The organism is Streptomyces resistomycificus, from assembly GCF_001514265.1.
Classification (GTDB): domain Bacteria; phylum Actinomycetota; class Actinomycetes; order Streptomycetales; family Streptomycetaceae; genus Streptomyces; species Streptomyces resistomycificus.
The window spans coordinates 206,292-224,973 of record NZ_KQ948997.1; the positions used below are offsets into that span (position 1 = coordinate 206,292).

General features: G+C 71.8%; 19 protein-coding genes. 10 read left to right on the plus strand and 9 right to left on the minus strand.

Features of this window, described 5'->3' with window-relative positions:
• Positions 1-10: 10 nt before the first annotated feature.
• Positions 11-676 (minus strand): GntR family transcriptional regulator, encoded by a 666-nt coding sequence (locus AQJ84_RS28515; RefSeq protein ID WP_030039504.1) that lies wholly within the window; start codon positions 674-676, stop codon positions 11-13.
• Positions 677-875: 199 nt separating this feature from the next.
• Between AQJ84_RS28515 and AQJ84_RS28520 the strand changes: the two genes are divergently transcribed.
• Entirely contained in the window at positions 876-2,366 is a 1,491-nt protein-coding gene (locus AQJ84_RS28520) for an NCS1 family nucleobase:cation symporter-1 (protein WP_037802565.1), read from the plus strand.
• Positions 2,367-2,371: 5 nt separating this feature from the next.
• Positions 2,372-3,109 carry an aspartate/glutamate racemase family protein gene (locus AQJ84_RS28525; RefSeq protein WP_037802566.1) on the plus strand — a complete coding sequence of 246 codons (738 nt, stop codon included), beginning with the start codon at positions 2,372-2,374 and terminating at the stop codon, positions 3,107-3,109.
• Between the two features lie 115 nt (positions 3,110-3,224).
• Here the strand turns inward: AQJ84_RS28525 and AQJ84_RS28530 are convergent, their stop codons facing one another.
• Complete coding sequence (locus AQJ84_RS28530) at positions 3,225-3,692, minus strand: GNAT family N-acetyltransferase (protein ID WP_053192483.1); 468 nt, start codon at positions 3,690-3,692, stop codon at positions 3,225-3,227.
• The gene (locus AQJ84_RS28535) at positions 3,689-4,117 is read right to left on the minus strand and encodes a RidA family protein (protein ID WP_030039508.1); all 429 of its coding nucleotides are present in this window, start codon (positions 4,115-4,117) and stop codon (positions 3,689-3,691) included. Before AQJ84_RS28535 ends, AQJ84_RS28530 begins: the two co-directional genes overlap by 4 nt.
• A gap of 565 nt (positions 4,118-4,682) precedes the next feature.
• On the opposite strand from AQJ84_RS28535, the gene AQJ84_RS28540 reads away from it, so the two are divergent.
• The 5 genes from AQJ84_RS28540 (at position 4,683) to AQJ84_RS41445 (ending at position 9,257) form a co-directional block, all read left to right on the plus strand.
• Positions 4,683-5,063, plus strand: a complete 381-nt coding sequence (locus AQJ84_RS28540) for a hypothetical protein (protein WP_030039509.1) — start codon at positions 4,683-4,685, stop codon at positions 5,061-5,063.
• Between the two features lie 3 nt (positions 5,064-5,066).
• Entirely contained in the window at positions 5,067-5,495 is a 429-nt protein-coding gene (locus AQJ84_RS28545) for a hypothetical protein (protein ID WP_030039510.1), read from the plus strand.
• A gap of 41 nt (positions 5,496-5,536) precedes the next feature.
• Entirely contained in the window at positions 5,537-6,295 is a 759-nt protein-coding gene (locus AQJ84_RS28550) for a nucleotidyltransferase domain-containing protein (protein WP_030039511.1), read from the plus strand.
• A 282-nt stretch (positions 6,296-6,577) separates the two neighbouring features.
• Positions 6,578-8,716, plus strand: a complete 2,139-nt coding sequence (locus AQJ84_RS28555; protein WP_053192484.1) for an FUSC family protein — start codon at positions 6,578-6,580, stop codon at positions 8,714-8,716.
• 352 nt (positions 8,717-9,068) lie between these two features.
• Positions 9,069-9,257 (plus strand): hypothetical protein, encoded by a 189-nt coding sequence (locus tag AQJ84_RS41445; protein WP_078631750.1) that lies wholly within the window; start codon positions 9,069-9,071, stop codon positions 9,255-9,257.
• A gap of 2 nt (positions 9,258-9,259) precedes the next feature.
• Here the strand turns inward: AQJ84_RS41445 and AQJ84_RS28560 are convergent, their stop codons facing one another.
• The 3 genes from AQJ84_RS28560 to AQJ84_RS28570 all read right to left on the minus strand — a co-directional run bounded on the left by AQJ84_RS28560 (position 9,260) and on the right by AQJ84_RS28570 (position 12,697).
• Positions 9,260-11,146 (minus strand): ABC transporter ATP-binding protein, encoded by a 1,887-nt coding sequence (locus AQJ84_RS28560; protein WP_079022724.1) that lies wholly within the window; start codon positions 11,144-11,146, stop codon positions 9,260-9,262.
• Positions 11,147-11,447: 301 nt separating this feature from the next.
• The gene (locus AQJ84_RS42570) at positions 11,448-11,885 is read right to left on the minus strand and encodes a hypothetical protein (protein ID WP_030039514.1); all 438 of its coding nucleotides are present in this window, start codon (positions 11,883-11,885) and stop codon (positions 11,448-11,450) included.
• Positions 11,882-12,697 carry an ATP-binding protein gene (locus AQJ84_RS28570; RefSeq protein WP_225877174.1) on the minus strand — a complete coding sequence of 272 codons (816 nt, stop codon included), beginning with the start codon at positions 12,695-12,697 and terminating at the stop codon, positions 11,882-11,884. The genes AQJ84_RS42570 and AQJ84_RS28570 overlap by 4 nt, the downstream gene beginning before the upstream one ends.
• Before the next feature lie 242 nt (positions 12,698-12,939).
• Between AQJ84_RS28570 and AQJ84_RS28575 the strand changes: the two genes are divergently transcribed.
• Complete coding sequence (locus tag AQJ84_RS28575; protein ID WP_030039517.1) at positions 12,940-13,800, plus strand: helix-turn-helix domain-containing protein; 861 nt, start codon at positions 12,940-12,942, stop codon at positions 13,798-13,800.
• Complete coding sequence (locus tag AQJ84_RS28580; protein WP_030039518.1) at positions 13,801-14,055, plus strand: DUF397 domain-containing protein; 255 nt, start codon at positions 13,801-13,803, stop codon at positions 14,053-14,055. It abuts the gene before it with no gap.
• A gap of 277 nt (positions 14,056-14,332) precedes the next feature.
• Here AQJ84_RS28580 and pdxR read toward each other — a convergent pair whose 3' ends face one another.
• Positions 14,333-15,748: a MocR-like pyridoxine biosynthesis transcription factor PdxR gene (pdxR, locus tag AQJ84_RS28585; RefSeq protein WP_053192486.1), complete on the minus strand. Its 1,416-nt coding sequence runs from the start codon at positions 15,746-15,748 to the stop codon at positions 14,333-14,335.
• A 47-nt stretch (positions 15,749-15,795) separates the two neighbouring features.
• Between pdxR and AQJ84_RS28590 the strand changes: the two genes are divergently transcribed.
• Entirely contained in the window at positions 15,796-16,344 is a 549-nt protein-coding gene (locus AQJ84_RS28590) for a carboxymuconolactone decarboxylase family protein (protein WP_374935425.1), read from the plus strand.
• 175 nt (positions 16,345-16,519) lie between these two features.
• Here AQJ84_RS28590 and AQJ84_RS28595 read toward each other — a convergent pair whose 3' ends face one another.
• Entirely contained in the window at positions 16,520-18,007 is a 1,488-nt protein-coding gene (locus AQJ84_RS28595) for a glutamate synthase subunit beta (protein WP_030039522.1), read from the minus strand.
• Between the two features lie 168 nt (positions 18,008-18,175).
• Positions 18,176-18,655, minus strand: a complete 480-nt coding sequence (locus tag AQJ84_RS28600) for an anthrone oxygenase family protein (protein WP_030039523.1) — start codon at positions 18,653-18,655, stop codon at positions 18,176-18,178.
• Between the last annotated feature and the right edge of the window lie 27 nt (positions 18,656-18,682).

Below are 18,682 nucleotides of genomic sequence, written 5' to 3' on the forward strand. Positions count from 1 at the left end.
GGGCGGCCCGCTAGGGGGCCTCGGTCTCCTCGAACAGCTGGCGTAGCGTCGAGCGGTAGTTGGTCCGCACGTGGGCGAGTGCGTGCGCACGCGCCCGTTCCGGGTCGCCGGAGGCGATCGCCTCGTACAACTCTCGGTGTTCCACCAGGAGTTGGGGCCACTCCTCGTTGCGGCGGGTCATCCAGCGCAGTCGGCCCGCGACCGGTTCGAGGGCCTCTGTCAGCAGGCTGTTGCCCGCCATCGCCACGATGCGGTCGTGCAGGCGGCTGTTGACGTCCGTGATGGCCTCGGCGTCGCCCGCCTCGGTCGCGGCGGCCGCGAGGTCGAGGAGCGCCTCGACCTCGGCGAGTTCCTCCGCGGTGGCGCGGGCCGCGGCGAGACCGGCCGCGTAGACCTCCAGCGCCTCGCGCAGTTCGAAGAGCTCCTTGACATCGCGAGCGGTGAGGCGGCGCACGACGGTGCGGCGCGGGGTCTCGAAGTGGACGAACCCCTCGGCCACCAGAGCGCGGATCGCCTCTCGGACCGGTACCCGGGAGACCCCGAAACGCTCGGCCAGTTCGCGCTCGACGAGCCGGTCGCCGGGGCGGAGGCCGCCCGCGATGATCTCCTGGCGCAGAGTGGCCAGGACGCGCTCGCGCACCGCACCGAGGGGTTCGATCTTCGTCGTCGAGCTCATGGGCCCATCTTCGCCGACTCCGGGCGTGATTTACGGAGCGTTAACAGCAACGACATCGGTCGGAACGGTTGACGGGAGGACCATGTCCGCAGTTTGGTATACCAAACGCGCAGCCAAGCGACCGGAAATCAGCCACCGGAAAGAAACACGCCACCGGTTAGCAGTCCTCCTCCGTCCCCCGGCTCCTCCTGGAGGCCCCGTGTCCCTCGCCGACCGTGCCGAAGCCACCGGCACAGCAGCGTTCGTCCCCGATCCCCGGCTCACCAACGAAGACCTCGCACCCGCCGGCAAGCGCAACTGGAAGGTCTTCGACCTCTTCGCCATGTGGATGTCCGACGTCCACAACCTCGGCAACTACACCTTCGCGGCCGGTCTGCTCTTCCTCGGCATGAACGTCTGGCAGATCTTCACCTCCCTGCTCGTCGGCTTCGTGATCATCTACGTCGGTATGAACATGATGGGCCGCATCGGACAGCGCACCGGTGTCCCCTTCCCGGTCGTCAGCCGCATCGCCTTCGGCGTCTGGGGTGCCAACATCCCGGCTCTGATCAGGGCCGTCATCGCCATCATGTGGTACGGCATCCAGACCTACCTGGCCTCCGTCGCCGTCAACGTGATGCTGCTGGCGGCCTGGCCCGGTCTGGAGTCCTGGACACACAACTCGTTCCTCGGGCTCGACGCGCTCGGCTGGGTGTCGTTCGTGGCGCTGTGGCTGGTCCAGGCGGCGATCATCAGCCAGGGCATGGAATCCGTACGGAAGTTCCAGGACTTCTGCGGCCCGGCCATCTGGGTCGTGATGATCGCGCTGGCCGTGTGGATCTTCGCAAAGGCGGGGTGGTCCATCTCGCTCACCACCACTCCGAACCCGGTCTCGGTCGGCGAGCAGTGGCGGCAGTGGTTCGGCGCGGTCGGTCTGATCCTCGCCACCTACGGCACCCTGATGCTCAACTTCTGCGACTTCTCGCGCTTCGCACCGGACTACAAGACGGTCAGGCGCGGCAACTTCTGGGGCCTGCCGGTCAACTCGACGGCGTTCGTGATCCTCTCGGTCGTCGTCACGGCAGGCGCGTACGAGGTGTTCGGCAAGCAGATCACCGAGCCCGCCTACCTCGTCGCCGAGATCGGCAACACCTGGGTACTGGTGCTGGGCGCGCTGACGTTCGCCATCGCCACCATGGGCGTCAACATCGTCGCCAACTTCGTCTCCCCGGCGTACGACCTCGCCAACGTCTGGCCACAGAAGATCACCTTCAAGGTCGGCGGCATGATCAGCACGGTGGTGGCGCTGCTGGTGACGCCGTGGAACCTGTTCTCCAACCCCACGGTCGTCAACTACTTCCTCGGCGGCCTCGGCGCCTTCCTCGGCCCGCTGTTCGGTGTGATCATGGTCGACTACTACTGGGTCAAGCGCGGCCGCATCGACGTGGACGAACTCTTCAACGCCCAGCCCGGATCCCGCTACCGCTACCACAAGGGCGTCAACCCCAAGGCCCTGTGGGCGTTCCTGCCTTCGGCCGCGGTCGCGGCGGTGCTCGCGCTGGTGAAGGCGTTCAGCGAGGTGGCGCCGTACTCCTGGTTCATCGGCACGGCGCTGGCCGCCGGACTGTACGTGGTGCTGTGCCGAGCGGAACGCGCCGGCGATGCCGATGCCGGTGGCGCCGTCGGGTCCGGCAAGCCCATGGAGGTCTGAGAAACGTGCGAATCGTCGTCACCAACTGCAACACCACGCAGGAGATGACCGAGGAGATCGTACGAGGTGCCCGGGCCGCCGCTGACCCGGGCACCGCCGTGACCGGACTGACCCCGATCTGGGGCCCCGAGTCGGCGGAGGGCTGGCTCGACAGTCACCTCTCGGCCGCCGCGGTCATCGATCTGCTGCGGACGTACGACGGTCCGCCGTACGACGCCGTGGTCATGGCCGGTTTCGGGGAGCACGGGCGTGAGGGCGTGCGGGAGCTGGTGGACGTGCCGGTCGTCGACATCACAGAGGCGGCGGCTCACCTAGCCTGCCTGCTGGGACGCCGGTACGGAGTGGTCACCACGCTGGAACGGTCGTGCGGCCAGATCGAGGACAGCCTGGAACTGGCCGGCGTGGGCCGCAACTGCGCGGCTGTCGTCGGTACCGGGCTGAGCGTCCTCGACATGGGCGACGCGGCCCGGACAGAGGCGGCGTTCCTCACCGCGGCCGAGCGGGCGTGCCGGGCGGGCGCGGAGGTGCTGGTGCTCGGCTGCGCCGGGATGACGGGGCTGCAGCGTGTGGTGGGGGAGAAGCTCGGACTGCCGGTCGTCGACGGGGTCGGGGCCGCGGTGAAACTGGCGGAGTCACTGGTGACCCTCGGCCTGACGACGAGCCGCGCGGGGAGCTTCGCGAAACCGGTGCCGAAGAGGCGGGTGTGGGGGCGGCCGGGGGATCGCGGCGGCGAACGCGGCTGAACGGTCGCAGCGGTCGCAGTGGCTGAAGTGGCAGAACTGGCTGAACTGGCAGAACTGGCTGAACTGGTCGCAGTGGCTGAAGCGCGGCAGGCGGGTGGCGCCGGTGAGTGCCCGGTCACGGCCGCCACTCGTACCGCACATCCGGTTCGCGCTCCTCGTTCCCGCTGCCGTCCGTGTACTCGACGGGGACGAAGCCGTGTCGCTCGTAGAACCGGTGGGCGGGCCTGTTGACCTGGAAGGTCCACAGACTCAGTCCCGCCGGGCTGCGCTCCTTGGCCAGGCCGACGAATCGGTCGCCGATGCCGCGCCCCCGCCAGGCCGGGTCCAGGTAGAGCTGGGACAGCAGCTCGCCGTCGAGAACCATCACCCCCACCGTGCCGGTGCCGCCGGACGCCTCGGCCACCCAGGTCTCCCGCAGCGGCACCACGACCTCCCGGAAGTAGGCGCGCACTTCGTCGTCCGACCGGGGCCGGACGACGGTCGGCAGGGCCGTCGCGAAGGACCGCAGCCACACATCGGCCGCAGCGGCCGCGTCCGGGACGGTGGCACGACGAAGGGTGACGACGGATTCGGAGTGACTCACGGACGTACGACCTCCTGCTTCCGGCCCTCCGGGACGACAGCCGTCGCCGTGATCTCCACGAGCTGCCCGGTGTATCCGAGGCACGCCACGCCGAGCAGGGTCGACGCGTGCGGACCGACGCTCAGCCCGGACGCCTCGACGACCTCCCAGACGGCCGAGAGCACGGCGGTCTCGCTGCTCACGACGTACACGTCGGTCGCCAGCACGTGTTCCAAGTCGCTGCCGACGGCGCGCAGTTGTTCCCGAAGGTTGGCGATGACCTGCTCGGCCTGACGCACGGGGTCTCCCGCACCGACCAGCTCCCCCTCGGCATCAAGGGGCACCGAACCGGCGAGAAAGGCGAGCTTCGTGCCGGCCTCGACGACGGAGGCGTGGGAGTAGGTGGGCGGGGGGAACAGGGCGGGCGAGGTGACGCGCTGGATCATGACGCTCCTGGGACGGTGACGGACAACCTGCCGATCATCCGGGCGTGGCACCGAACCCGCATCCGAATTTCCCTCCCACGGACCCCACCGGCTCACCACCCCCGGCCGCAGCCCCCCGGTCCGCTCGGCGGCCTCGACCCGCTCCAGCCGGTACAGCCGGACCTGGGGAGCACCCCTCACCCGCGGATCGACGCTGAGCCGGTCCGGCCTCCCCAGCAGCCGGCGCACCGACCCGCCGGTCCACCCGCGCAGTCGCAGCCCGGCCAGCGAGACATACCGCCTGCCGTCCTCCTCCTGCGTGCCCCAACTCACCATCGCTACCTCCCCCGTGGCGCCCGTCGGCCCCTCGTCCGTGACTGTCCATGACGCTCTGTGACGACCACCCCCATTGAAGCGGACGCCACTGACAATCACCCCGGCCATCCCACGGCGGATAAACCGCTCGACAGCCCCCGCCCCCTGCCGACACCCTGCCTCCATGCGCACAAAGCACCTGGGCCGTTTCACGGCAGCGGACTTCTAGCGGGCCGCACCGGAAGTTCCGGTGGGCCTTCGGAGGTCTGCCATGTCACGTACCGTCCACCACGTCCCGAGCCGACACCGCGACAATCCGGCCTGGTCGCGTGAGCTGCCCGGACCCCGCACGGGGCACGCCCTCGTCGAGCTCCGGTACTCCCGAGCGGAGTCGGCCGACGCCGTGCGCGCGGGACGCCGTCCCCTGCCGACCCAGGTCGTGCGGCGATTCGCCGCGTACACCTACCCCCGTGCGCTGAACGAGCAGTTCAGCAGCCCGTACGAGTCAAGGGCCCGTGCCGCCCTGCAGGCCTTTCGCACCACCGCCCGCAACCACCTGCGCGCGGCCCCGGAAGGCGCCCTCCTCGCCGCGGCCGAAGAACTCGACCACCCGCCGACCCGCCACCGGCACCGCGACCTCTGGGAGGCCTGACCCGTGCTCGTGACCACACCCGCGGACGTGCCCGAAGCCGCTCGGCGGATCGTCGCCCATCTCGCCGAAGCCCCGCCGGACCACCTCCTCACCCGTACGGAGTCCGACTGGCCCGAGGCCTACATCGCGGTGGACGAGTCCTTCGTCGCCGCGCTGTGCCCGGGCCGCACGCCGCTGCCGCCGCTTCACCCCGTCACCCTCATCCAGTCCCGGTACGGCGGCGCCTACGAACCGGGCCGCTGGCTCGCGTTCCCGAGTCCGCCGGACGATCTGCCGGACGGCTGGGACGAGGAAGACGTGCCGTGTCTGCGCTTCTGGGAGGCCAACCCCCGGGCCGCGGGCGGCGGGAGGACGCCGGCTGAGGCGTACGCGGTGCTCCTGGCCGACGTTCTCCACCGGAACGGCGGCAACGGGGCCACAGCCGGGGCGTAAACGTGTGGAGGCGCGGGGCGCAGGTACGTACGCTGCGCCCCATGTCCTCCTTCTCCGACCGTGACTTCCTCGACAGCACCGCCGACCGCCTCGCCGGCCTGCCCGCCGTCCGGGCCGTGGCGCTCGGCGGTTCCCGCGCGCAGGGCACCGAAGGGCCCGACAGCGACTGGGACCTGGCCGTCTACTACCGGGGCCCCTTCGACCCGGCCGACCTGCGCGCGGTCGGGTGGGACGGCGAGGTCTCCGAGGTCGGCGGCTGGGGCGGCGGCGTGTTCAACGGGGGAGCGTGGCTCACGATCGACGGGCGGCGCGTGGACGTCCACTACCGCGATCTCGACGTGGTGGAGCACGAGTTGGCGCAAGCGGAGGAAGGGCACTTCCGGGTGGAGCCGCTGCTGTTCCACCTGGCGGGCATCCCGAGCTACCTGGTGGTCGCCGAGCTGGCGATCAACCGCGTGCTGCGGGGCGAACTGCCACAGCCGGCGTCCTACCCCGACAAGCTCCGGGTGGCCGCCGCCGAGCGCTGGCGGGGAACCGCCCTGGCCACCCTCGGGTACGCCAGGTCCCACCACGCCCCGGCGGCCCGCCTCACGGAGGTCGCCGGCGCGATCGCCACGGCCGCCGTGCAGGCCGGGCACGGGGTGCTCGCGGCGCGCGGGGAGTGGGTGACGAACGAGAAGCGGTTGCTGGAGCGAGCCGGGCTGCGAAGCGTGGACGGCGTCATCGCGGGACTGGGCGACGGTGACACCCATGCGTTGGCCACTGCCTTGGACCAGGTGCGGCAGCTCGTCGAGGGATAGCGATCCGACAGCGGACGGCGCGAGGGGACGTGAGAGGGCGCGAAGGGACGCGTAGGGACGCGTAGGGACGCGAGGGGACCTGAGAGGGCGCGTACCGCGGAGTCGTGCGCCCGGGCCGGCATTGCGTTCATAAAGAACACGCCTCTCCGGCAAACCGTCACATCCCCGAAATACGACTGTCCCATCTTCTCCAACAACGCGTTTTACCGTGGACGCCACAGTCCACAGCCCGGCCACCGTCGCCCGAGGCACACCCCGCCTCGCACAGACGACAGGAGCCCCGTGTCACGCCCCGCCGCTCGGACCCTTCCGCCCTGGCTCGCGCACGCCCTTCGCGCCCAGCGGGGACCCGTGCCCTGGAACGCGGTCCTGCGGGGCGCGCTGGCATCCGGTCCGCTGCTGCTCGCGGCCGTGCTCACCGGGCAGACATCCCTCGGAGTGGTCGCCGCCATCGCCGCCATGCTGGCCGGGATCAACGACCGGCCCGGCAGCCGACGGACCTCGGTGCGGCGGCTGGGCCTGCCCGCGCTCGCGGGAGCCGGTGGACTGCTCCTTGGGACGTATGCCGGAGAGCAGGTCGGGGCCGTCGTCCTGACCTTGCTGCTCACCCTGGTCGGCCTCGTCGCCGGGAGTGTCAGTGCCATCGGGCCCGTCGCCTCCGGTGCCGGTACGCAGTTGCTCGTCGCCTCCGCCATCGGGGCCGGAATGCCCCTGCCCGAGGCGGGATGGCAGCGGGCGCTCGCCTTCCTCGTGGGCGCCGGATGGCTGCTGGGGCTGCGGCTCGCCCTTCCCACGCCCGGCGCGCTCGCGGGCGACTTCAGGTTCGACGGGGAGCGGGAGGCCGTAGCCGCCGTGTACGACGCCGTGGCCGAGCTGCTCGACGCCGCGGGCACGCCCGACGCCGGCCCGCGGCGGGCCGCCCTGACCGCCGCGCTCGACCACGCGCAGGACGCCCTCGCCGGGCCCCGGCTGCGGCGCTACGCCAGCTCCTCGGCCGAGCGGCGGCTGCACGCGCAGTACGCCGCCGCGCTGCCGCTCGCCGAGGCCGCGACCGCACTGGCCTGGGCCGGGGAGACGGTTGCCGGGCGGGCCTCGGAAGGGCCCCGGCGTCTGGCCGCCGCCGTACGCGAGAGCACACACACCGGTCCGCTGCCCGCCCCTACCCGTTCCGCGCCCGGGCTGCGCGCCCTGGACGACGCCCTCCTACAGGCCGCCGAGGCCTTCGACCGGGGCAGGGGCGGCGACCTGCACAGGCGTCGGCGCGGGGTCGGGGACGTGCTGCGCACCGCCTTCGGGGCCGGTGGACGGGAGTACGGGCTGCGGGTCGCCCTCTGCTTCGGGGCCAGCGCGGGTGTGGCGCAGGCCCTGCACCACACCCGCTGGTACGGGGAGCACACCCACTGGTACTGGCTGCCCGCCACCGCCGTCTTCCTCGTCAAGCCCGACCTCGGGCCGCTCGCCTCCCGCGTACTGAGCCGTGCGGTCGGGACCGTGCTGGGCGCCCTCGTCTTCGCCGGGTTCGCGGCGGTGCTGCCCCGGCCGGAAGGGCTCATCGCGCTGGTCGCCGTCAGTGGCGCGCTGATTCCCGTCGCCACCCGGCACTTCGCCGCGCAGACCGCCGTCGTCACCGTGCTCGTCCTCGCGCTGGTCATGGTGGGCGGCGAACCCCAGGCGTCCGCCGGCCGGATCGGCGAGACGCTGCTGGCCTGCGCGATCGTGCTCATCGTGGGGCACCTGCCGATGCCGGGACAGCGGGCAGGCGGGGTACGTGCCCGGCTCACCGCGGCGGCGAACGCCGCGCACGCGTACCTGGCGCATGTCCTGCGGGAGGCCGACGCGCGGGTGGTGGGCAGCGCGGGAGCGACCGGGGATTTTGGCGAGGAAGCAGCGGGCAACGCCCGTTCCGACGCCCGCCCCGTGCCCGGCCCTCGTGCCGTTCCCCGGTCCGACTCCCGCCCCGTGCCTGGCCCCCGTGCCGTTCCCCGTTCCGACACCCGCCCCGACTCTCGTGGCACGCCCCGGTCCGACGCCGGTTCCCCGGGCGACTCCCGTGCTCGTCTCCTGGGCAAGGTCCGCAACCCGGGCCGCCCCGCCCCCCGTTCCCTGCCCCACTCCGACACCCGCGCCCGCCGCTGGACCCTTCGTCGCGAGGCCTACCGGACGCTCGCCGACGCCCGCACCGCCATCTCCCTCGCCGCCGCCGAACTCCCCGCGCTCGCCCGGCACGCCGAGGGCGCGGACGAGGTGGCCGACACCCTCGAACAGCTCGTCGACATGACCACCGCCTGTGCCGTGCACCTCGACGACACCGGGCGGCTGACGCCGGAGCACGCCGAGCGCCTGGTCGCCCTGCTCGACGAACTCGCCGGACACCGCGAGCGGGTGGGGCTGAGCGCCCCCGACATCTCGCTCGCCGGGTAGCCCCGGGCCGCGGGCGCGTGGGTCGGCGGACGCGCGGCCACCACGGCGTCGTACCACCTGAACGACGACCGTCCCGAACCGCTCCGCCACCGCCGGGACGGCAGGAGGAGTGGGGGAGGAACCCAGAGGGCGCGCGTCGACTCTCGGGCGCCCGTGGGCAGTGAGCCCGTCCGCTGTCACGACGAGTACGAGGAACGGCACGAACCGTGACCGAGGCCCCCGTACGGTGACAGGACCCTCACACTCCGGGGTGAACAAGTGTCAACTACGTCTCAGTCCAGCAACTGGGCGAGGCGTTCAGCCTCCGGAACGCGTTAACTCCTACAAAGTACGACGCTTCTGGAGGTGCAGGGTGGTGAACGGGCGAACAGTGCTCGAACGCTTTCCCGCAGGTGGGCCGCGAGGCTCGTGGCCGGCGGAGGAGTTCGCGCACGCGCGGCGACTTGAGGGGCTGCCCGCAGAGGTCGTCATGGACCTCGCCACGGACACGTTCCTGGTGATCGTGCGCGGCGGAGAGGCAGCCGTCGACGCGTTGGCCTGAGGTCAGCCCGCCTTCGGGGCGGGCACCTGCATCGACGCCTGTGACGGCACCTTCGCCGTGAACTGCTCCGCCTGGAGCGAGTACAACTCCGCGTAGATCCCGCCCCTCGCCAGCAGTTCGTCGGGCGTGCCGGACTCCGCGAGCCGGCCCTGGTCCAGGACGTGCACCAGGTCCGCATGGCGTACGGACGCCAGCCGGTGGGTGATGAGGATGACGGTCTGGCCGGTGCCCGCCAGGGCGCGGATCTTCTCGAAGACCTCCAGTTCCGCCCGGGCGTCCAGGGCGGCGGTCGGCTCGTCCACGATCAGGATGCGGCCGTGCCGGTATGCCGCCCGGGCGATCCCGAGCCGCTGCCACTGCCCGCCCGACAGCTCGTGCCCACCGCTGAAGTTGCGGGCCAGCAGCGTGTCCAGGCCACGCGGCAGATCCGCCAGCACCTCCTCGGCACCGGCCTCCCCGACCGCGCCCGTAACCCGCTCGTCGGTGAGCGGCACGGAGGAACGGCCGACCGCCACGTTGACCCGGGCCGTGAACGGCCACCGCTTGAAGTCCTGCGCCACCATCGCGACGCGCTCCGCGAGCAGCTGCCGGTCCGCGCCCGCCGCGTCGACGTCGTCCCACATGATCCGGCCACGGTCCGGCGTGTAGAGCCCGGCCAGCAGCTTCACCAGGGTGGTCTTGCCGGAGCCGTTCTCGCCGACCAGGGCGACGATCTTGCCGAGCGGGACCGTGAGGGACACCTGGTCTAGGGCGGGCCGGGTCGCGTCACCCGGGTAGGTGAAGGTGACGTCCTCGAACCGGATCTCCCGCGGATCGTCCGGCAGGGCGGCTCCGCCCACCGGGATCGCCCGTTCGGCTGCCTCGACGTACAGGCGTTGCAGATCGCCGACGAACAGCGCCTCCTCGTGCAGGGCGTTCACCTCCACGACGAGGGTGTCGAGGCTCTGCGAACCCGTGCGGATGGCGATCACGGCCGTGCCCGCCACCGACAGGGCCATCGCGCCCGCCAGCAGCAGCCCGCCCAGCGTCGCGTACGTCGCCGCCGTCGCCAGGCCCGTCCAGCCCGCCGCGATCAGACCGGTACGGGCGGCCAGCCGGGCCAGCCGGGCCTGCTCGGCCTCGGCGGTCTCCGACATCGAGCGGAAGTGACGCAGGAGGAACGGGCCGACACCGTGCACGCGGATCTCGGGAGCCGCCTCCGGCTCGATCAGCAGCGCGCCGAGCAGCCGTCCCGCGCGCGCGTGCTGCACCCAGGCGTGGAACGACTCGTAGCGGCGGCGTGCGATCGTCAGCGCGCTCCAGCCGCTCGGCAGGGTCATCGTCACCAGCAGCGGCAGCAGCGCCGGGTGCAGCACCGTCAGGACGCCCGCCGCGGCGATCAGCGAGATCAGCGCGTTCACCACACGGGCGGCGAACGAGATCATCCGGCGGGCCGAGGCGGCGCCGTACTGCGCGGTGTCCAGCAGCTTGTGGAAGGCGTGGTCCTCGATCGCGGCCAGCTCCACGGTGGCCGCCCGCTCCAGGTACCGCTCGGTCGCCACCCGCTCCACCTTGGGCTCCAGGCGTCCGGTGGCATACGTCGAGGCGGCCCGCAGCAGCGCCCCGACCACCATCACGGCGGCCATCACGACCAGCGCGGGCACGGCGCCGCGCAGCCGGTCCTCCAGGGCGCCGCCGCCGATCAGCCGGCCCAGCACGGTGTTGACGGCGAGCAGGCTGACGGCCTGGGTGAGGCCGCGGCCCACCTCGGCGGCCAGTACGACCCGGGCGGCGCGCCGGTCGGCCTGCCAGGCGAGCCGGAAGCTGGCCGTCAGCAGGGACGGGAGCCGGATGACCATGGACCGGAAGTTCAGCTCCAGGAACGCGTCCGCGTGCGAGTTCCAGCCCATGTCGTAGCGCAGGGGGCCGCCGAAGAGCAGGCGCTCCGAGTCGGAGACCCGGGGATTGTCCGCGCCCGTGCCCTTACCGTTGCCGTCCTTCCGGGACGTCCCGCCGTCGGCGCCCTCGCTGGCCTTGCTTCCCTCGCTGTCTTTGCCGCCGCTCTTGCCGGCGCCCTTGTCCCGGCCGTGCTGGTGCGCCACCGTCGACCTCCCCCGATCGTGGACGAACGGCCACTATCGCGGGGGCGGACAGGCCCGGGGCAGGGCGTGTGCCGAAGAAGGGGAAGCGCGCGGGCGCACGCCAGGCGGCCTACGCGCTGACCGGCCTGGACCAGGTGGGAGTCGTGCCCGTGAGCCGGCACAGGGCCAGGAAGAGCGGTATCGGCGGGGTGTAGGGGAGCGTGCCGTCCGGCTCGTGGATCAGCTGCGGAAGGGGCGCACTGTCCGGGACCAGCGCTCCGGTGACGTAACGCGCGGGGGCGGGCCACTCCAGGGCGTAGTCGGAGTCGGACGGAACGATCCACCACCAGTGCGTCTCGTCGGCGTAGACGCACCCCGTCTGCGGCAGCCTGGGCATCAGGAGGGGCCCGAGACGGGCGGGCACCGCCACCGCGTCACAGCCCAGCGGTGCCGTCATGCCCTGGGGGAGGGGCAGGCGCCGAGGGCTCTGGGGGGTACGCAGCCCGCGCCGGAGGCGGACCAGCGTGTCCAGGCTCAGCACCTTGCCGCCGCGCGACCCCGGCCTCACAGACCGCCCCGATCGCGGCCTCGCCGGGCCGGGAGGACCGCGACGGTCCCCGTCTCGTGATCACGGGCCTCGTCACGTGCCTCGTGATCACGTGCCTCGTGATCACGTGCCTCGTTGCCGGGCGCCGCGGTGTCGGGCACCGCCCGGTGGTGTGCCTCCGCCTCGTCGTCCTCGCCCGATCCGCCGGACGGACCCGGCTTCGGGCGGGCTCCCCAGCCAAGGTCGTTACGCGGCACGTCGGCGTCGTCCCGGGGGGTGTCGGCCTTGCGAGGCAGATCCGCCCAGACGAGCAGGCCGGGGCCGTGCTCATGGGCACCCCAGGCGTGACAGAGGGCCTCGACGAGCAGCAGACCTCTTCCCTGCTCCTCCTCGGGCCGCTGCGGGGACGGGTGGGGCTCACCCGACGCGCAGCCCTCGTCACGTACGGCTATTCGCACCAGGTCGTCACCGTCGTGCAGCTCGCAGACGACACGATGGCTCGCGGTGTGCACGATGGCGTTGGTGACCAGTTCGGAGACCACCAGGGCGGCGCTGTCACAGGTGTCCTCGCAGACCGACCAGCCGGTCAGCCGGGCCCGCGTCAGCCGTCTGGCCTGCGCGGGAGAGCCAGGATGCGCGGCCAGCTCGAAGCGGAACCGGCGCACGGCAGTGGCCGTCTCGGGGCTCACTCCCTCGCCCACTCTCGAACGCGCCCGAGCGGGGGGAACCGCATCGGCGCCGAGACCGGTGGGGCGGTCCGCGGCGGCATCTGCTCCTAAGGGCGGGGACGGAATCACGCTTGCCACTATCGCCCCGCCGTGAACACTTGGCAAGTGTCACTCTGGAAAATGCAGAGTGCCGTATGACGCGGTGAGGGGCCGTGGCACACTGCTCGCAACAGCATGTCGAGCGGCGCCAGTTGGGATCACCGGAGATCCGTACAGATCTTCGAATAGGTCTTCGAATGGCGCCGCAGGGCTGTCAGCATGCAGGTGCGGTGCGCGGAAGACAGGTGCGGGGTGCACGCTCAGGGCAGACGGCATGGTGGTGTGCAGGGATTCTGTGGAGGTGGAGGGTGAGCGAACCGCGGTCCGCGCCGACGGTCGGCCAGGTCGTCCTCGGCAGGCGTCTGCTGGACCTGCGGGAACGTGCAGGCCTGAAGCGTGAGGAGGCCGCCCGCATCCTCCGCGTCGCCCCCGCCACGGTCCGCCGCATGGAGATGGCCGAGGTCGGCCTCAAGATCCCCTACCTCCAGCTGCTCCTGAAGGCCTACGGTGTCACCGACCTGGAGGCCGAGGGCTTCGTCCAGCTCGCCGAGGAGGCCAACCAGCCCGGATGGTGGCAGCGCTTCCACGACGTCCTGCCCGGCTGGTTCTCCATGCACGTCAGCCTCGAGGGCGCGGCCGCCCTCATCCGCCAGTACGAGCCGCACTTCGTGCCCGGCCTGCTCCAGACCGAGGACTACGCGCGTGGCGTCCTGCGCTCCGGCGCGATCGGCCAGACCAGCCCCGACGACATCGAGCGCCATGTCGCGCTGCGCATGCAACGCCAGGAACTGCTCACCCGTCAGGACGCTCCCCGACTGTGGGTCGTGATGGACGAGACCGTGCTGCGCCGCCCCGTCGGCGGCCCGGAGGTGATGCGTGCCCAGATCGACAAACTGCTCGACGCCACGAAGCTGCCCAACGTCACGCTGCAAATCGCCCCGTTCGCGAACGGGCCGCACCCCGGTACCTACGGGCCCTTCGTGCTCTTCAGATTCGCCGTGCCGGAACTCCCGGACATGGTTTACAGCGAGTACCTGACCGGCGCGGTCTACCTGGACGCGCGTACCGAGGTGGCGACCCACCTCGAGGTCATGGACCGCATGGCGGCGCAGGCCGCTACTGCACATCGCACGAAGGAGATCCTCCGGGATCTCCGCAAGGAGCTGTGAATGGATCGCATCAAGCCGCGCATAACCGTCTACAACGGGATGCCCGCGCGGGACTTGGGCAGCGAAGGCTGGCACAAGCCGTGGAGCGGCGGCAACGGCGGGAACTGCCTGGAGGCGATGAAGCTCGCCGACGGCCGGATCGCCGTCCGCCAGTCCACCGACCCGGACGGTCCGGCGCTGATCTACACCTCGGACGAGATGACCGCGTTCATCGAGGGCGCGAAAGCGGGGGAGGCCGACTTCCTGTTGTCGTGACGTGATCGACTTTTTCTGATTGCTCAACTCCTTTGTTCTGATAATGAATTGATTGAATTGGCTGTTCATTGCGTCTTACGGAGTGCCTCATGACCGGGCGGGACCCCACCGGCCCGGGTACGGGGCGGCGGCGCGAAAGCCCTGAGGGGCGGCATGGGTGAGGGCGAGGGTGAGTACGTGGATGGAGGCGGGGGCGGGGGCAAGGACGGGGGACGAGGGTTGCGCGGACGCGCGGGCCAGGCGGGCTGAGGGCCGCGGCCGGACAGGGTCTCGCCGCTCACCCGGCCGGTGGCAACACCCCGCACAGCGCGCCCAGGGCCGCCCCGTACGCGTGTTCCGAAGGCGTCGCGTACCCCACCACCAGGCCGTCGCGGGCGGGCATGTCCGTGTTCGGGTGCCGGAACTCGGCGAGGCCGTCCAGGGCGATGCCCTGCCAGGCGGCGGCCTTGACCGTGGAACGCTCGGTGCCGGGCGGCAGCCGGAGCACGGCGTGCAGCCCGGCCGCGACACCGGTGACCTCGACGTGCGGCGCGTGCTCGGCGAGCGCCGCGGCGAGCCGGTCGCGGCGACTGCGGTACCGCTGCCGCATACGCCGCACATGCCGGTCGTACGAACCTCGCGAGACGAAGTCGGCGAGGCTCAGCTGGTCCAGGACGCTCGCCCAGGCCTCGCGCTCACCCTTGGCCGCAAGTACGCCGTCGACGTACCGCTCCGGCAGGACCATCCACCCCAGGCGCACCGCCGGTGACAGGCTCTTGCTGACCGAGCCGACGAAGATCACGCGCTCCGGGTCGAGCCCCTGGACGGCACCCACCGGCTTGCGGTCGTACCGGAACTCCCCGTCGTAGTCGTCCTCGACGATGACACCGCCACGCGCGCGTGCCCAGTCGACCACCGCGGTCCGGCGCGTCGGGTCCAGTGGCCCGCCGGTCGGGAACTGGTGCGCGGGCGTGAGCAGTACGGCTCGTTCGCGTCCCAACCGCTCGACCCGTGCGCCTTGTTCGTCCAGGGGCAGCGGTACGGTCCTCACGCCGGCGGTCTCCAGTAGCCCCCGGTGGAAGCCGAGGCCGTAAGCCTCGACGGCCAGCGGCCCGCGCAGTACTCCCTCCCCGAAGAGCAGCCGCAGAGCGTGCGCGAAGCCGGAGCAGATCACGATCCGGTCCGGCTCGGTGCGTACACCACGCGCGCGTGCCAGGTATTCCGTGAGCGCCTCCCGCAACTCGACGCGGCCCGCCGGATCGCCCGGCCCGAACGCCTCGTTGGGCGCCTGCTGGAGCGCCCGCCGATAGGAGGCGAGCCAGGCCGTGCGCGGGAACGACGACGCGTCCGGGGTGCCCTGCCCCAGGTCGTGCCGTGGGCCACGCGCGCGTGGAGGTGCCTTCCGGGGCACCCGCTCGGCGTGTCGCAGCGGCTCGACCCTCCCCGCGACCCGCGTGCCCGAGCCCTGCCGGGCGGTGAGCCAGCCTTCCGCGACGAGCTCCGCGTACGCGTCGGCCACCGTGTTGCGAGCGACCCCGAGATCGGCGGCGAGCGAGCGGTAGGGCGGCAGCCGGGTCCCGGGAGCCAGCCGCCCGCCCCGCACGGCCTCGCGCAGCGCCCCGATCAGGGCGGCCCGCCGTCCGCCCGGGCCGGACAGCTCCAGGTGCAGGTCGGCACCGATCCGCTCCGCGGAATTGACCCACGATTCATCCATGGAAATGAACCCTACAGACGGTCTTTGTGGACCGTAGGTTGATGGACATGACGACGAACGCGATCGACACCACGACCACTTCCTCCGCCGGGAGCGCCGGGAGCGCCGGGAGCGCCGGGAGCGCCGGGAGCGCCGGGACCGCCGAGCGGACCCGCCTGGACTTCGCCAAGTCCGCCCCGAAGGTCTTCCGCGCCCTCATCGGCTTCGACGCCGCCGCCCGCGAGGGCCTCGACCCCGCGCTCGTCGAGCTGATCCAGATCCGTGCCTCGCATCTCAACCACTGCGCGTACTGCCTGCACATGCACACGAACGACGCACGCAAGGCGGGCGAGAGCGAGGACCGCCTGCACATGGTCGCCGTCTGGCACGAGGCCCGCCACTTCTTCAGCGAGAAGGAGCAGGCGGCCCTCGCCCTCACGGAGGCGGTGACCCTGGTGGCCGACGGCGGCGTCCCGGACGAGGTCTACGCCCGCGCCGCGGCCCACTTCGACGAACAGGAACTCGCCCACGTCATCGCCCTGATCCTCACGATCAACACCTGGAACCGGGTGGCCCTGTCGACGGGCAAGGTGGCCGGGACGGGCGAACGCCGCTAGCCGTTCCCGGTGACCCGGATGTCGGCCGGCCGATCACGTGGGCCTCGGCCCCGCCCGGCCGGCGCTGGGGGTGGTACCGGCCGGTCACATGACCACCGGCCGGTCACACGCTTATCAACCGGTCACACGGCTATCACCGGTCGCATGAACCGGCCGGTCACACGGCTGTCAACGGTCACACGACCATCGGCCGGTCATACGGACCGATCGGTGCCGGCAGTCGTGAACTCCCCGTCAGATGGCGGTCCACGGCGGCTGCCACGGCCCGGCCCTCGGCGATCGCCCACACGACGAGCGACTGCCCGCGCGCGGCGTCCCCCGCGGCGAACACGCCGGCCACGTTCGTCGCGAACCCGGAGTCGCGGGTGAGCGTCCCGCGGGGTTCGAGTGCCAGCCCCAGCTGGTCGATGAGCCCGTCCTTCCGGTCGGGCCCGGAGAAACCGAGGGCGAGCAGCACGAGATCGGCGGGCAGGGTCCGCGCGGTGTCCGGAACAGGTCGCCGCCGCGTGTCCACCTCGACCAGGTGCAGCGACCGTACGTGCCCGTCGGCGCCCCCGGTGAAGCGGAGCGTGGACGCCGCGAACAGCCGCGCGTCGGCGTCCGCCGCCGGGGCCGTCCGCAGCTCGCCCGCCTCCTCGTGCGCGGCCGACAGTCGATAGAGCTTGGGGTACGTCGGCCAGGGATCGATGTCCTCGTCTCGCTCGCTGTCCGGCTGTGCGTAGATGTCCAGCTGCGTCACGGACGCGGCACCTTCCCGCACCGCCGTGCCCAGGCAGTCGGCCCCCGTGTCCCCGCCGCCGACGATGACGACGTGCTTCCCGGCGGCGGACATCGGGGAGGCGTCCAGATCCCCCTGGCACACCCGGTTGGCCAGCGGCAGGTACTCCATCGCCTGGTGGATACCGCCCAACTCCCGCCCTGGCACGTCCAGTTCACGCCATGCCGTCGCCCCGGTGGCGATCACCACGGCGTCGTAACGGGCGCGCAGCTCGGCGGCCCCGACGTCCCGCCCGACCGCGGTCGACGTACGGAACTTCGTGCCCTCAGCCCGCATCTGCTCGATCCGCCGTTCCAGATGGTGCTTCTCCATCTTGAACGCGGGGATGCCGTACCGCATCAGTCCGCCGATCCGGTCGTCCTTCTCGTACACGGCGACCGTGTGACCTGCTCGCGTCAGCTGCTGTGCCGCGGCGAGCCCGGTGGGCCCCGACCCGATCACCGCGACCGTACGTCCGGACAGCCGCTCCGGTGCCCGGGGCGGCGTGAACCCCAGCTCCCAGGCCTGGTCGGCGACCGCGACCTCGACGTTCTTGATGGTGACCGCAGGCTGGTTGATGGCCAGCACGCACCCCGCCTCGCACGGCGCCGGGCACAACCGGCCGGTGAACTCGGGGAAGTTGTTGGTGGCGTGCAGCCGGTCGGCGGCCGTACGCCAGTCGTCCCGGGACACCAGCTCGTTCCACTCGGGGATCAGATTGCCGAGCGGGCAGGCCTCGTGGCAGAACGGGACGCCGCAGTCCATGCAGCGGTCGGCCTGCTTGCTGATGATGGGCAGCAGCGCTCCGGGGACGTAGACCTCGTCCCAGTCTCGGACCCGCTCCTCGACCGGCCTGCGGGACCAGTCCTGGCGAGGCGTGGTCATGAATCCCTTGGGATCGGCCATGGCCGTCTTCCTTGCCTACGCTTGCGACGCCTACGCGTCGTCCGACGTGGCCGTGCGTCATCGAGCGGCACCCTTGCGGACTTCTCTCGGCCACGATACGTCCCCTCGGTGACTCGCGCAGAGCGTCGGACAGCGCTTGCTCGACGGCGGCCACCACGGCGTCCGCGGTCAGGTGAGAGCCATTACGTAGGCCACCGCCGCGGCGGCCGAAGCGCCCGTCCGGACGTGGTTCCACAGCGTCCACTCACGGACGTACGTCGGCCAGTACGCGGCCGCCTCCCGGGTCCCCGGCTCCAGCTTGGCCAGGGCGTCGTTGCGCGGCACGTTCGCCACCATGGTCAGGCCGAACACCCCGAACAGGTACAGCCCACTGCCCACCAACAGCTCCACCGTGCCCTCGTCGGGCCACAGCACGAACGTCACCACCGCGATCACCGCGCTCAGCACCGCCGTCCCGGCGAAAAGGATCATGAACGGCGGCTGGACCGCACTCACGTTGATCGCGTTCATCGCCGCGACGCCCTGCGCGGGCGGCAGCTCGGCGAGGCCCCGCATCACGAACGACGAGAAACCGTAGAAGACCCCGGCGACCAGCCCGGTCCCCAGCACGCCCGCCACGACCAGTACGAAGTAAGGCCCCTCGATCATCCCGACACCAACTCCCGCATTCGGCCG

Coding starts and splice junctions, on each gene's coding strand:
- AQJ84_RS28595 (WP_030039522.1), bottom strand. CDS start 18,007: ATGGCCGATCCCAAGGGATTCATGACCACGCCTCGCCAGGACTGGTCC.
- AQJ84_RS28590 (WP_374935425.1), top strand. CDS start 15,796: ATGACGACGAACGCGATCGACACCACGACCACTTCCTCCGCCGGGAGC.
- AQJ84_RS28540 (WP_030039509.1), top strand. CDS start 4,683: ATGTCACGTACCGTCCACCACGTCCCGAGCCGACACCGCGACAATCCG.
- AQJ84_RS28580 (WP_030039518.1), top strand. CDS start 13,801: ATGGATCGCATCAAGCCGCGCATAACCGTCTACAACGGGATGCCCGCG.
- AQJ84_RS28535 (WP_030039508.1), bottom strand. CDS start 4,117: ATGATCCAGCGCGTCACCTCGCCCGCCCTGTTCCCCCCGCCCACCTAC.
- AQJ84_RS28550 (WP_030039511.1), top strand. CDS start 5,537: ATGTCCTCCTTCTCCGACCGTGACTTCCTCGACAGCACCGCCGACCGC.
- pdxR (WP_053192486.1), bottom strand. CDS start 15,748: ATGGATGAATCGTGGGTCAATTCCGCGGAGCGGATCGGTGCCGACCTG.
- AQJ84_RS28600 (WP_030039523.1), bottom strand. CDS start 18,655: ATGATCGAGGGGCCTTACTTCGTACTGGTCGTGGCGGGCGTGCTGGGG.
- AQJ84_RS28560 (WP_079022724.1), bottom strand. CDS start 11,146: ATGGGCTGGAACTCGCACGCGGACGCGTTCCTGGAGCTGAACTTCCGG.
- AQJ84_RS28515 (WP_030039504.1), bottom strand. CDS start 676: ATGAGCTCGACGACGAAGATCGAACCCCTCGGTGCGGTGCGCGAGCGC.